We start from the raw sequence: 14,902 nt of genomic DNA, 5'->3' as shown, positions 1-14,902 counted from the left end.
ACACCAAAATGTTCATATCGAAAAGACCTAATATCGCTTTAATTGAGGGGTGAATGAGTTGACAGGTCAACTAGTTCAATACGGACAACACCGCCAGCGCAGAAGTTTTGCGCGTATTAGTGAGGTGCTAGAACTTCCGAATCTAATTGAAATTCAGACGGCATCTTATGAATGGTTCCTTGAGGAAGGTTTACGTGAAATGTTTAAGGATATTTCACCAATCGAGGACTTTACAGGCAATCTATCACTTGAATTTGTCGACTATAGTTTAAATGAACCGAAGTATTCGGTCGACGAATCCAAAGAACGTGACGCAACATACGCAGCACCACTTCGCGTAAAAGTACGTCTCCACAACAAAGAAACGGACGAAGTGAAAGAACAAGATGTCTTTATGGGTGATTTCCCACTAATGACTGAAACTGGAACTTTCGTTATTAACGGAGCTGAGCGCGTAATCGTATCTCAGTTAGTCCGCTCACCAAGTGTTTACTTCCATGATAAAACAGACAAAAATGGTAAAAAAGGTTTTGGATCAACAGTAATACCTAACCGTGGTGCTTGGTTAGAATACGAAATTGATGCAAAAGATGTAGTATACGTTCGTATTGATCGTACACGTAAATTACCAGTTACTGTTTTACTTCGCGCTTTAGGCTTTGGAACAGATCAAGAGATTATCGATTTAATTGGTGACAACGAATATTTACGTAACACGCTAGAAAAAGATAATACAGAAACGCCTGAAAAAGCGTTATTGGAAATCTATGAGCGTCTACGTCCTGGTGAACCACCAACTGTGGAAAGTGCAAAGAGCTTACTATACTCTCGCTTCTTTGACCCAAAACGCTATGATTTAGCGAACGTTGGTCGTTACAAAATGAATAAAAAATTGCATATTAAAAATCGCTTGTTTAACCAAACAATAGCGGAAACGCTAGTGGATCCGGAAACAGGAGAGATTTTAGTAGAAGCGGGTACATTAATTGATCGTCGTGTACTAGATCGCCTAATTCCTCATCTTGAAAATGGTATTGGCTTTAAAACATTATCTCAAGTAGGTGGTGTCTTAGAGGATGATATTACAATCCAATCGATTAAAATTTATGCGCCGAATGATGAAGAACAAAAAGAAGTTAACGTAATAAGTAACGCTTATGTAGAAACAGAAGTGAAAAATATTACGCCAGCTGACATTGTTTCATCAATTGGTTACTTCTTTAACCTGTTATTTAACGTTGGGAACACGGATGATATTGATCATCTAGGTAACCGTCGTTTACGTTCTGTAGGCGAGTTACTACAAAATCAGTTCCGTATTGGTCTTTCACGTATGGAACGTGTAGTACGTGAGCGTATGTCTATTAACGACACACAATCTATCGTCCCACAACAACTAATCAATATACGTCCAGTTATTGCATCTATTAAAGAATTCTTTGGTAGCTCGCAATTATCTCAGTTTATGGATCAAACAAACCCGCTAGCTGAGTTGACGCATAAACGGCGTCTATCGGCGCTTGGACCCGGTGGTTTAACACGTGAGCGTGCAGGATTTGAAGTACGTGACGTACATTACTCTCACTATGGTCGTATGTGTCCAATTGAAACGCCTGAGGGACCAAACATTGGACTTATAAACTCACTTTCCAGTTTTGCGAAAGTAAATAAATTTGGATTTATAGAAACACCATATCGCCGTGTTGATCCTGAGACCGGCTTAGTTACATCACGAATCGACTATTTAACTGCGGATGAAGAGGATAACTATGTGGTAGCACAAGCAAACTCTCCATTATCTGAAGAAGGAGCATTCCTTAAAGAAGAAGTAGTAGGTCGTTTCCGTGGAGATAACACCGTATTTAGAAAAGAACAAATTGACTACATGGACGTTTCGCCGAAACAAGTTGTTTCTGCTGCGACAGCATGTATTCCGTTCTTGGAAAACGATGACTCCAACCGTGCTCTTATGGGAGCGAACATGCAGCGTCAAGCTGTTCCATTATTAAACCCAGAAGCTCCATTTGTTGGAACTGGTATGGAACATGTAAACGCTCGTGACTCAGGTGCTGCAGTTATTGCAAAATTCGATGGTATTGTTGAACACGTAGAAGCAAAAGAAATTCGTGTTAGACGTATCGAAGAAGTGGATGGCAAAGAAGTTAAAGGTGATTTAACATCTTATAAAGTTCATAAATTTGAGCGTTCAAATCACGGGACATCTATAAACCAACGTCCAATTGTAAAAATTGGTGATCGTGTTAAACCTCTGGATATTCTTGCAGATGGTCCTTCTATGGAACAAGGAGAGCTTGCTTTAGGACGTAATGTTCTAGTAGCTTTCATGACATGGGATGGGTACAACTATGAAGATGCCGTAATTATGAGTGAACGTCTAGTGAAAGATGATGTATATACTTCAGTGCATATTGAAGAGTATGAATCAGAATCACGTGATACAAAGCTTGGGCCAGAAGAAATTACGAGAGATATTCCAAATGTCGGTGAAGACGCATTGCGTAACTTGGACGACCGTGGAATTATCCGTATTGGTGCAGAAGTTCGTGACGGAGACATTCTTGTTGGGAAAGTAACGCCTAAAGGTGTTACAGAACTAACAGCTGAAGAACGTTTACTACACGCAATTTTCGGTGAAAAGGCTCGTGAAGTTAGAGATACATCCCTACGTGTTCCACATGGTGCTGGCGGGATTGTATTAGATGTAAAAGTATTTAATCGTGAAGATGGCGATGAGTTATCTCCAGGTGTTAACCAATTAGTTCGTGCTTATATCGTTCAAAAACGTAAAATCTCCGTTGGGGATAAAATGGCCGGACGTCATGGTAACAAAGGTGTTATCTCGCGTATTCTTCCTGAAGAAGATATGCCATTCCTTCCAGACGGCACACCAGTAGATATCATGTTAAATCCACTTGGGGTACCTTCTCGTATGAACATCGGGCAAGTACTAGAACTCCATTTAGGTATGGCTTCTAAATTACTTGGCGTTCATATGGCATCACCAGTATTTGATGGTGCTAACGAAGAAGACGTTTGGAACACAATGGAAGAAGCTGGACTTAATCGTGACGGTAAAACTATCCTGTATGACGGGCGCTCAGGTGAACCATTTGATAACCGCGTATCTGTTGGGGTTATGTATATGATTAAACTTGCCCACATGGTAGATGATAAGTTACATGCACGTTCTACTGGACCTTATTCACTTGTTACGCAACAACCTCTAGGAGGAAAAGCGCAATTTGGTGGACAACGTTTCGGTGAAATGGAAGTATGGGCACTAGAAGCTTATGGTGCCGCTTATACGTTACAAGAAATTTTAACAGTTAAATCCGATGACGTTGTTGGACGTGTGAAAACATATGAAGCAATCGTTAAAGGGGAGAGTGTACCAGAACCAGGAGTTCCTGAATCATTCAAAGTATTGATAAAAGAGCTACAAAGTCTAGGTATGGATGTTAAAATGCTTACAATTGACGAAGAAGAAATTGAGCTTCGCGATTTAGATGAAGATGATGACATTCCAGCAGCTGATGCACTTGGTATACTACCGATTGCAACAGAAGAGGAACCAGTTAGTACAGTAGAATAAAAAAGCGTAATTGCGCATAGATAGCATAATAAAAACCGGACAGGTGATGCCTGTCCGTGTTTCCGTATAAAATTGCATAATGCAGAGCTACTTGGAAAAGTCTTTTAAAAGACACAAGACTAAAGGGAGGTAGGCTCCTTGATAGACGTTAATAATTTTGAGTATATGAAAATTGGTTTAGCTTCACCTGATAAAATCCGTTCATGGTCTTATGGAGAAGTAAAAAAACCTGAAACAATTAACTATCGTACATTAAAACCTGAAAAAGACGGTTTGTTCTGTGAACGTATTTTTGGTCCTACAAAAGACTGGGAATGTCATTGCGGAAAATATAAACGCGTTCGTTATAAAGGTGTTGTATGTGATCGTTGTGGAGTAGAAGTAACACGTTCAAAAGTACGTCGTGAGCGTATGGGTCACATCGAACTAGCTGCTCCTGTGTCACATATTTGGTATTTCAAAGGGATTCCAAGTCGTATGGGTCTACTTTTGGATATGTCTCCAAGATCACTAGAAGAAGTAATTTACTTTGCTTCTTACGTAGTAATAGAACCAGCAGACACGCCTCTTGAAAAGAAACAATTGCTTTCAGAAAAAGAGTACCGTGCATATCGCGATAAGTTTGGTACTAAATTCCAAGCTGCAATGGGTGCTGAAGCTATCAAGCGTTTACTTACTGAAATTGATTTAGAAAGTGAAACAGAGCATTTAAAAGAAGAGTTGAAAACAGCTCAAGGTCAACGTCGTACACGTGCGATTAAACGTTTAGAAGTTGTAGAATCTTTCCGTAACTCAGGAAACAAACCTGACTGGATGATTTTAGATGTTCTACCAGTAATTCCTCCAGAATTACGTCCGATGGTTCAATTAGATGGTGGACGCTTTGCTACATCAGATTTAAATGATTTATATCGTCGTGTTATTAACCGTAATAACCGTTTAAAACGTCTATTAGATCTTGGCGCTCCTAATATTATTGTTCAAAATGAGAAGCGTATGTTACAAGAAGCTGTAGATGCATTGATTGATAATGGTCGTCGTGGCCGTCCGGTAACTGGGCCAGGTAACCGTCCATTAAAATCACTTTCACATATGTTAAAAGGGAAGCAAGGTCGTTTCCGTCAAAATCTACTAGGTAAACGTGTTGACTACTCTGGTCGTTCGGTTATCGTAGTAGGACCAAACTTGAAAATGTATCAATGTGGACTTCCAAAAGAAATGGCGATTGAATTATTCAAACCATTTGTGATGAAAGAACTTGTTGAACGTGGTTTAGCCCACAACATTAAGAGTGCAAAACGTAAAATTGAACGTATGCATGCTGAAGTATGGGATGTATTAGAAGATGTTATTAGAGAGCATCCGGTGCTACTTAACCGTGCCCCTACTCTTCACCGTCTTGGTATTCAAGCTTTTGAACCAACATTAGTAGAAGGACGCGCAATTCGCCTTCATCCTCTAGTATGTACAGCATATAATGCTGACTTTGATGGTGACCAAATGGCTGTTCACGTACCTTTATCTGCTGAAGCGCAAGCTGAAGCTCGTTTACTAATGCTAGCAGCACAAAACATTTTGAACCCGAAAGATGGTAAACCAGTTGTTACACCATCTCAAGATATGGTTTTAGGAAACTATTACTTAACACTTGAGCGTAAAGGTGCAATGGGCCAAGGTACAACGTTCTACGGGCCAGAAGAAGTGCTTATTGCTTATAATACTGGTCATGTACATTTGCATACACGTATTGCAATATCAGCAGCATCTGTAAAAAATCAAACATTTACAGAAGAACAAAACAAGATGCTATTGTTAACGACTGTAGGTAAAGTAATTTTCAATGAAATACTTCCAGCAACGTTCCCATACATTAATGAACCGACAGATTTCAATCTACAAATTGAAACTCCGGAGAAATATTTTGTTCCAACAATTACAGATGTTAAAAAGCATATCGAGTCTATGGAACTTGTAGAGCCATTCAAGAAGAAAATTCTTGGAAATATCATCGCAGAAGTATTTAAACGTTTCCATATTACAGAAACGTCGAAAATGCTTGATCGCATGAAAGCCCTAGGATTTAAATACTCTACTAAAGCTGGTATTACAATTGGTATTTCTGATATCGTAGTACTTCCAGACAAAGGTGAAATTCTTGAAGAAGCACAAAGTAAAGTAGATAAAGTTATCAAGCAATTCCGTCGTGGTCTAATCACGGAAGAAGAGCGTTATGCAAGTGTTATTGGACATTGGAGTAAAGCAAAAGAAGTTATTCAAGATAGACTGATGAAAACACTGGATCATATGAACCCAATCTACATGATGAGTGACTCAGGTGCCCGTGGTAATGCATCTAACTTTACTCAACTTGCAGGTATGCGTGGACTTATGGCCAATCCGGCCGGTCGTATTATTGAACTTCCGATCAAGTCATCATTCCGTGAAGGTTTAACAGTACTTGAATACTTCATCTCTACACATGGTGCTCGTAAAGGTCTTGCCGATACAGCTCTTAAAACTGCCGATTCAGGTTACTTAACTCGTCGTCTAGTAGACGTTGCACAAGATGTTATTGTACGTGAAGAAGATTGTGGAACGGACCGCGGATTATTAATTGGTTCACTTATGGAAGGTACGGAAGTTATTGAAGAGTTTGGCGAACGTATTGTCGGTCGTCATACGAAGAAAACAATTTTCCATCCAACTACAAATGAACTGATTCTAGAAAAAGACGGGTTAATCACACAAGACGTCGCTCGTGTTATTGAAGAAGCAGGTATTAATGAGTTAACAATTCGCTCAGCATTTACTTGTAATACAAAACATGGTGTTTGTAAAAAATGTTACGGCTTAAACTTAGCTACAGGTGACACAGTTGAAGTAGGAGAAGCAGTCGGTATTATAGCAGCTCAATCAATTGGTGAACCAGGTACTCAGTTAACAATGCGTACATTCCATACAGGTGGGGTTGCAGGAGACGATATTACTCAAGGTCTTCCGCGTATCCAAGAAATTTTTGAAGCACGTAATCCTAAAGGGCAAGCTGTTATATCTGAAATCTCAGGAACTGTTACTGAAATTGATGAAATTAGAGAAGGCCAAAAAGAAATTACAATTCAAGGGAATGTAGAAACTCGTAAATATTTGGCACCATACAATGCTCGTTTAAAAGTACAACTAAACGATACAATGCATCGTGGTCAAGTTTTAACAGAAGGTTCTATAGATCCTAAAGAATTGTTGAGAGTTAAAGATGTTTCAACTGTTCAAGAGTACTTATTAAAAGAAGTACAAAAAGTTTACCGTATGCAAGGGGTAGAAATCGGGGATAAACACATCGAAGTTATGGTACGCCAAATGCTTCGTAAAGTACGTGTGATTGAAGCTGGGGAAACAGACCTACTTCCAGGATCACTACTAGATATCCATCAATTTGCTGAAGCGAACAAAGAAGCAGTTTTACAAGGTAAAATCCCTGCAACTTGTCGTCCAGTTATCCTTGGTATTACTAAAGCTTCACTTGAAACAGAATCATTCTTATCTGCAGCATCGTTCCAAGAAACGACTCGTGTCTTAACAGACGCAGCGATTAAAGGGAAACGTGATGAATTATTAGGCTTGAAAGAAAACGTAATTATCGGTAAACTAGTTCCAGCTGGTACAGGTATGCAACGTTATCGCCAAATTAAAATCACGGACAACGAAGCAGATTCTGGAAAAGAGTTAGTTAACGCAGAGTAAAACAATTGAATATTAGGGAGAAGAAGTTTTATTTCTCCCTAGTATTTTATAATTACTGTTGACACATTTTTCAATGAGTGATAATATATTTAAGGTTGATAGTTATTTGACTTGTACCCTTTGGAGGATATGCAAATGTCTTATGAAAAAGTGAAACAAGCGAAAGAAACAATCATAGGTACAAAGCAAGCAGTAAAAGCAATGAAAAAAGGGCTTGTCAAAGAAGTTTATATTGCACTAGATATAGAAGAGAGAATCATTGAACTAGCACGAACAACAGCACAAGAAAACAATGTTTCAATTAACTATGTTGAGTCTAAAGTAGATCTTGGTAAGGCTTGTGGACTGCGCTTAGCGGCGTCAGTAGTAGCTATTACTGTGTAACAGTTTTTGTGTAAATCACAAAGACTTTGTTTTTACCCAAAAAATGAACCACCTGGATGTGTGGTATTAACAAGAACAAATGAAGGGAGGAATAATCGATGCCTACAATTAACCAATTAGTACGTAAGCCTCGTCAATCCAAAATCACGAAATCAAAGTCTCCTGCACTAGGGAAAGGTTATAACAGCTTCAAAAAGGCTGGTACTAACTTAAACTCTCCACAAAAACGTGGGGTTTGTACTCGTGTTGGTACTATGACGCCGAAAAAACCTAACTCAGCACTTCGTAAATATGCGCGTGTACGTTTAACTAATACGTTAGAGGTTACTGCTTATATTCCAGGAGAAGGACACAACCTACAAGAACATAGTGTTGTACTTATCCGCGGAGGAAAAGTAAAAGATTTACCAGGAGTACGTTACCATATCGTACGTGGTGCTCTTGATACAGCTGGTGTTACTGGTCGTATGCAAAGTCGTTCACTTTATGGCGCTAAACGCCCTAAAGCAGCAAAAAAATAATATAATTAATAATTTGACATTCGTCGAAAGGAGGAAAACACATGCCTCGTAAAGGTCCTGTTTCCAAACGTGACGTGTTACCAGATCCAATTTACAATTCAAAACTAGTAACTCGTTTAATCAATAAATTGATGGTTGATGGTAAAAGAGGTACTTCTCAAAAAATTCTATACGGAGCGTTTGAACTTGTAAAAGAACGTTCTGGTAAAGATCCATTAGAAGTATTTGAAGCTGCCCTAAACAATGTAATGCCAGTTCTAGAAGTTCGTGCTCGCCGTGTTGGTGGTGCTAACTATCAAGTACCAGTTGAAGTACGTCCTGATCGTCGTTCAACACTAGGTCTTCGTTACTTAGTAAACTATTCACGTCTTCGTGGAGAAAAAACGATGGAAGAACGTTTAGCTAACGAAATTCTTGATGCATCTAACAATACTGGTTCATCAGTTAAAAAACGTGAAGATATACACAAAATGGCTGAAGCTAACAAAGCATTCGCTCACTACCGTTGGTAGAATCTTTTTTAATATTATTATAAAACTATACTCTAATCCGACTATGGAAGGAGAAATACAATATGGCTAGAGAGTTCTCCTTAGAAAAAACACGTAATATCGGTATCATGGCTCACATCGATGCTGGTAAAACTACTACTACGGAGCGTATTCTATACTACACTGGTAAAATCCACAAAATCGGGGAAACTCATGAAGGTGCATCACAGATGGACTGGATGGAGCAAGAACAAGAACGTGGAATTACGATTACTTCTGCTGCAACAACAGCTGCTTGGGATAATCACCGTGTAAATATCATCGATACACCTGGACACGTAGACTTCACTGTTGAAGTTGAACGTTCACTTCGTGTACTTGATGGTGCGGTTACAGTACTAGATGCTCAATCTGGTGTTGAACCACAAACTGAAACAGTATGGCGTCAAGCTACAACTTATGGCGTACCACGTATTGTTTTCATTAACAAAATGGATAAAATGGGTGCGGACTTCCTTTATTCTGTAGGAACGCTTCATGATCGTTTACAAGCTAACGCTCATCCAATTCAATTACCTATCGGTGCAGAAGATGAATTCAACGGAATTATTGACTTAATTACGATGACAGCAACTATGTATCCTAATGACTTAGGAACTGATATGGAAGAAATAGAAATTCCAGAAGAGTACAAAGCTCAAGCACAAGAATACCGTGAAAAACTAGTTGAAGCGGTTTCTGAACTTGACGAAGACTTAATGGATAAATATTTAAATGGTGAAGAAATCACGAACGAAGAATTAGTTAATGGTATTCGTAAAGGTACCCTAAACGTAGAGTTCTATCCAGTAGTGTGTGGTACTGCATTCAAAAACAAAGGTGTTCGTAAAGTTCTAGACGCAGTTGTTGCATACCTTCCATCACCACTTGATATTGCTGCTATGGTTGGTACTGACCCAGATAGCGAAGATGAAATTTTACGTCATTCGGATGACTCAGAACCTTTCTCTGCATTAGCATTTAAAGTTATGACGGATCCTTATGTTGGTAAACTAACATTCTTCCGTGTATATTCTGGTACTTTACAAGCCGGATCATATGTTCAAAACTCAACAAAAGGTAAGCGTGAGCGTGTAGGACGTATTCTACAAATGCATGCGAACTCTCGTTCAGAGATTTCAGAAGTACATGCTGGAGATATCGCTGCAGCAGTAGGTCTAAAAGATACTACTACTGGTGATACACTTTGTGATGAAAAAGCTTTAGTAATTCTAGAGTCTATGGTATTCCCAGAGCCAGTTATTTCGTTATCAGTTGAGCCAAAATCTAAAGCTGACCAAGATAAAATGGGTGCTGCTCTTGTTAAATTAGCAGAAGAAGATCCTACATTCCGCGTTCATACAGACCAAGAAACTGGTCAAGTTATTATCGCTGGTATGGGTGAACTTCACCTTGATATCTTAGTTGACCGTATGCGTCGCGAATTTAAAGTAGAAGCTAACGTAGGTGCTCCTCAAGTATCTTACCGTGAAACTTTCCGCTCTTCAGCTAAAGTTGAAGGTAAATTCGTACGTCAATCAGGTGGACGTGGTCAATTCGGACACGTTTGGATCGAATTCTCTCCAAACGAAGAAGGAAAAGGCTTTGAGTTTGAAAATGCTGTTGTCGGTGGGGTAGTTCCACGTGAATACATTCCAGCTGTTGAGGCAGGTCTTCGTGACTCACTTAACAATGGTGTACTTGCTGGATATCCATTAATCGATATTAAAGCAAAATTATACGACGGATCATATCATGACGTTGACTCCAATGAGATGGCCTTCAAAGTTGCTGCTTCTATGGCATTGAAAAATGCTGTATCTAAAGTAAACCCAGTAATTCTTGAGCCTATCATGAAAGTTGAAGTTGTTATTCCTGAAGAATATTTAGGAGACATCATGGGTGATATCACTTCTCGTCGTGGTCGCGTTGAAGGTATGGACGCTCGCGGAAATGCACAAGTAGTGCGTTCAATGGTTCCGCTTGCTGAAATGTTCGGATATGCAACGTCTTTACGTTCTAATACGCAAGGACGCGGAGTCTTCTCAATGACATTCGATCACTATGAAGATGTTCCGAAATCAATTTCTGAAGAAATTATCAAAAAAAATAAAGGTGAATAATTGAATTATCACCAAATTTAAAGTATAACTAATTTGTAGTCTATGAAAGTTAAGGGGCGTTTAGTCCCTTACTTTTATAATAAAAAATCATACAATTACTGAGGAGGACTTCTCTAATGGCTAAAGAAAAATTTGACCGCTCCAAAACACATGCTAACGTTGGTACTATCGGACACGTTGACCATGGTAAAACAACTCTAACTGCTGCTATCGCAACAGTTCTTTCTAAAAAAATGGGTGGAACAGCTAAGTCTTACGCTGATATCGATAATGCACCTGAAGAAAAAGAACGCGGTATCACTATCAATACTTCACATGTTGAGTATGAAACTGAAACTCGTCACTACGCACACGTTGACTGCCCAGGACATGCTGACTATGTTAAAAACATGATCACAGGTGCAGCACAAATGGATGGTGGGATCTTAGTAGTATCTGCTGCTGATGGCCCAATGCCACAAACTCGTGAGCACATTCTTTTATCTAAACAAGTAGGTGTTCCATACCTAGTTGTATTCATGAACAAATGTGATATGGTAGACGACGAAGAATTACTAGAATTAGTTGAAATGGAAGTTCGTGATCTTCTTTCTGAATACGATTTCCCAGGCGACGACATTCCAGTAATCAAAGGTTCTGCTCTTAAAGCTCTTGAAGGCGAAGCAGAATGGGAAGAAAAAATCGTTGAATTAATGGACGCTGTAGATAGCTATATCCCAACACCAGAACGTCAAACTGACAAACCATTCATGATGCCAGTTGAGGATGTATTCTCAATCACTGGTCGTGGTACAGTTGCAACAGGACGTGTTGAACGTGGCCAAGTTAAAATCGGTGACGTTGTAGACATTATCGGTATTACAGAAGAAGCTAAATCAACTACTGTAACTGGTGTTGAAATGTTCCGTAAACTTCTTGACTATGCAGAAGCTGGAGACAACATCGGAGCTCTTCTTCGTGGGGTAGCTCGTGAAGATATCCAACGTGGTCAAGTTTTAGCTAAACCAGGTACAATTACTCCACACACAGACTTCAAAGCTGAAGTTTATGTTCTTTCTAAAGAAGAGGGTGGACGTCATACTCCATTCTTCTCAAACTACCGTCCTCAGTTCTACTTCCGTACAACTGATGTAACTGGTGTTTGTAACTTACCTGAAGGCGTAGAAATGGTTATGCCTGGAGACAACATCGAAATGACAGTATCTCTAATTTCACCAATCGCTATCGAAGAAGGTACTAAATTCTCTATCCGTGAGGGTGGACGTACTGTAGGCGCTGGTGTAGTTGCTACTATCACTAAGTAATCTATAATTCTTATATAAAAACCATCTCGTGACGACGAGATGGTTTTTTTTATGCCTAAAATTGTGTACACTGAGTAAAGGGGTGTATAAAATGCAAAAAATTTTGTTAATAGAAGATGATATTTCTATATTCAATTTGATAAAGGATCATTTTCTTCATTGGTCATTTGAAGTAATTGGCCCAATTAATTTCCAGCAAATACTTCCTACTTTTTTAGAAGAGAAACCACAGTTGGTTATTATAGATATTCAACTTCCAGCATATGATGGTTTTCATTGGTGCCGAGAAATTCGTCGACACTCGAAAGTTCCTATTATTTTTCTTTCATCTAGAGATCATCCAATGGACATGATTATGGCAATGCAAATGGGTGCAGATGATTTTGTACAAAAACCTTTTAATATGGAAGTGTTATTGGCGAAAATCCAAGCAATACTTCGAAGAACTTATGATTATGGGGATGAGCAATTAGATATTGTGCATTGGAATGATGCTATCATTGATTATTCTAGAAGCGCTATTTCCAGAGAAGATCAAGAGGTTGAACTTACTAAAAATGAGTTGTTTATCCTAAGAGTGTTAGTTCAGTCTTTAGATAAAATTGTTTCTAGAGATGAGCTTATGAGAAGATTATGGGATGACGAAAAGTTTGTGAATGACAATACACTTTCTGTAAACGTTAATAGATTGCGCTTAAAACTAGAGCAAATTGGGTTGGAAGAAGTCATCGTGACCAAAAAGGGATTAGGTTATATAGCAATAACAAAGGAGGGGCTATGAGGCTGTTTCTATTATATATAAAAGAACGATCAGCTTGGATTTTATTTTTTAGTTTTCTACAGCTATGGCTAAATATTCTCCTTACATTAGACGTGAACTTTACTAATACTTCTATTCTATATATGAATAGTACTAATCTACTTTTATTTTTAGTATTCTTTTTATGGAGGTATTTTAGGGAAACAAAGTTTATTAAAAATGTATTAAAGGTCAATCGTGGAGATTCGACGTTCGATCAGCTTATAGCTAGACTACCTGACGGACAATCCCTTTTTGATAAGATGATGATGGATGAGATACAAGAAATTATTCAATCAGGAAAACATGAGCTCAATGGTTCCCATATACTTTTTCTAGAAGAAAAGGACCAGACCCTTTCTTGGATACATGAGATGAAAACACCGCTTACGAGTATGAAGCTAATGATAGATAATGTAGAAGATTCGATCCTTAAGAAACAACTAGAAGTAGAATGGCTTAGAATGCATATGCTATTAGACCAACAACTTCATAAAACACGACTACCATTTATTGAGAAAGATAACGTTATAGAAAAAGTAAATCTGCAAAAAGTTATATTCCGGGAAATTAAAGAATTGAAGCCGTGGTGTATGCAACGGAATATTGGATTTGAAACAGAAGCGTTAGATAAAACAACACTTACTGACCACAAGTGGCTAGCATTTATTGTAAGGCAAATCGTATCCAATGCTGTGAAATATAGCAAAGAGCACAAAGAAATTCATATAAGTACAACAATAGACAATTTGGGTCATCTAGTCCTTTCTATAAAAGACGAAGGGGTAGGAATATCGCAAGCGGACTTGCCTAGAATTTTTGAAAAGTCCTTTACCGGTAGGGTTGGAAGAGAAAGTGCTGCCTCAACTGGAATGGGGCTATACTTAGCTAAGAATTCCGCGGAAAAACTTGGGATTAATATAAACGTTACTTCAGAGATAGGTGTTGGTTCTACCTTTTCCTTACAATTCCCCATACAAAATGAGATGCAAGAAATACTAGGTAGGTGACGAAAATGTCATCTACTTTCTTTGTTTGTCACCTAAAACGAACGATTAATCTTGAAATAATGGGTAAAATGAAGTTAATAAAAGGTAGGAGGTAGACCATGGTTATTTTACGAGGTCGAAAGATTAAAAAAGTATTTGGTAAAAAATCCAATACTCAGGAAGTGTTAAAGGATATTGACATAGAAGTGCGAGAAGGGGAATTTGTTGGGATTATGGGACCTTCGGGCTCAGGGAAAACAACCCTATTAAATGTCTTAGCTTCAATTGATAAAGTTACATCTGGAATAATTGAGATTAACAATAATAATCTTCAAAAAATGAAAGAACAGAAGCTTTCCAAATTTAGAAGAGAACAGCTTGGTTTTATCTTTCAGGATTATAATTTGTTGGATACGCTAACAGTTAAAGAAAATATTTATCTTCCATTATCTGTTGGGAAGACCTCTAAGAGCGAGGGGGAGGACAAGATAAATGAGATTACAGCTCTTTTAGGAATTGAAGATATATTAAACAAATATCCTAATGAGATATCTGGTGGACAAAAGCAAAGAACATCAGCGGCAAGGGCACTAGTCGGTAATCCTTCTATTGTATTTGCAGATGAGCCAACTGGAGCTCTAGATTCCAAATCTGCTACTGCATTGTTAAGTAATTTGGAAAAAATAAACAAAGAAAAGAAAGTCACGATTATGATGGTAACACACGACTCTGTAGCGGCAAGCTTTTGCTCACGTGTTCTATTTTTAAAGGACGGACAGATATATTCTGAGTTGTATAAGGGTGACAAGGATCGCAAACAATTTTTCCAAGAGATCATGAATACCCAAGGTGTATTGAGTGGTGATGGCTATGACGCTTAATCAATTGGTTTTAAGAA

The 14,902-nt window shown here is 38.5% G+C and carries 10 protein-coding genes; all 10 read left to right on the top strand.

Going from position 1 to position 14,902, the window contains the following annotated elements:
- The first annotated feature begins 58 nt into the window (after positions 1-58).
- The 10 genes from rpoB to MHI40_RS18600 all read left to right on the top strand — a co-directional run bounded on the left by rpoB (position 59) and on the right by MHI40_RS18600 (position 14,885).
- A complete protein-coding gene (rpoB, locus tag MHI40_RS18645) occupies positions 59-3,613 on the top strand; it encodes a DNA-directed RNA polymerase subunit beta (RefSeq protein WP_093537873.1) in 3,555 nt (1,184 codons plus the stop codon).
- Between the two features lie 138 nt (positions 3,614-3,751).
- On the top strand, positions 3,752-7,354 hold the full coding sequence (rpoC, locus tag MHI40_RS18640; RefSeq protein WP_340764091.1) for a DNA-directed RNA polymerase subunit beta': 3,603 nt from the start codon (positions 3,752-3,754) through the stop codon (positions 7,352-7,354).
- Between the two features lie 135 nt (positions 7,355-7,489).
- A complete protein-coding gene (locus tag MHI40_RS18635) occupies positions 7,490-7,738 on the top strand; it encodes a ribosomal L7Ae/L30e/S12e/Gadd45 family protein (RefSeq protein ID WP_093537871.1) in 249 nt (82 codons plus the stop codon).
- A 98-nt stretch (positions 7,739-7,836) separates the two neighbouring features.
- Positions 7,837-8,259 (top strand): 30S ribosomal protein S12, encoded by a 423-nt coding sequence (rpsL, locus tag MHI40_RS18630; protein WP_093537870.1) that lies wholly within the window; start codon positions 7,837-7,839, stop codon positions 8,257-8,259.
- Between the two features lie 41 nt (positions 8,260-8,300).
- Entirely contained in the window at positions 8,301-8,771 is a 471-nt protein-coding gene (gene rpsG / locus MHI40_RS18625) for a 30S ribosomal protein S7 (protein ID WP_093537869.1), read from the top strand.
- 62 nt (positions 8,772-8,833) lie between these two features.
- A complete protein-coding gene (gene fusA, locus MHI40_RS18620; protein ID WP_093537868.1) occupies positions 8,834-10,912 on the top strand; it encodes an elongation factor G in 2,079 nt (692 codons plus the stop codon).
- Positions 10,913-11,028: 116 nt separating this feature from the next.
- Entirely contained in the window at positions 11,029-12,216 is a 1,188-nt protein-coding gene (gene tuf / locus MHI40_RS18615) for an elongation factor Tu (RefSeq protein WP_093537867.1), read from the top strand.
- Between the two features lie 91 nt (positions 12,217-12,307).
- Complete coding sequence (locus MHI40_RS18610) at positions 12,308-12,997, top strand: response regulator transcription factor (RefSeq protein ID WP_340764086.1); 690 nt, start codon at positions 12,308-12,310, stop codon at positions 12,995-12,997.
- Positions 12,994-14,025, top strand: a complete 1,032-nt coding sequence (locus MHI40_RS18605) for a sensor histidine kinase (protein ID WP_340764084.1) — start codon at positions 12,994-12,996, stop codon at positions 14,023-14,025. Before MHI40_RS18610 ends, MHI40_RS18605 begins: the two co-directional genes overlap by 4 nt.
- 98 nt (positions 14,026-14,123) lie before the next feature.
- A complete protein-coding gene (locus MHI40_RS18600; protein ID WP_340764082.1) occupies positions 14,124-14,885 on the top strand; it encodes an ABC transporter ATP-binding protein in 762 nt (253 codons plus the stop codon).
- The last annotated feature ends 17 nt before the right edge of the window (positions 14,886-14,902 follow it).

Origin of the sequence: Psychrobacillus sp. FSL H8-0510, from assembly GCF_038008345.1 — a bacterium.
Classification (GTDB): Bacteria; Bacillota; Bacilli; order Bacillales_A; family Planococcaceae; genus Psychrobacillus; species Psychrobacillus psychrotolerans.
The sequence above is the reverse complement of the archived record's forward strand: the minus strand, read 5'-3'. Positions and strand labels throughout refer to the sequence as shown.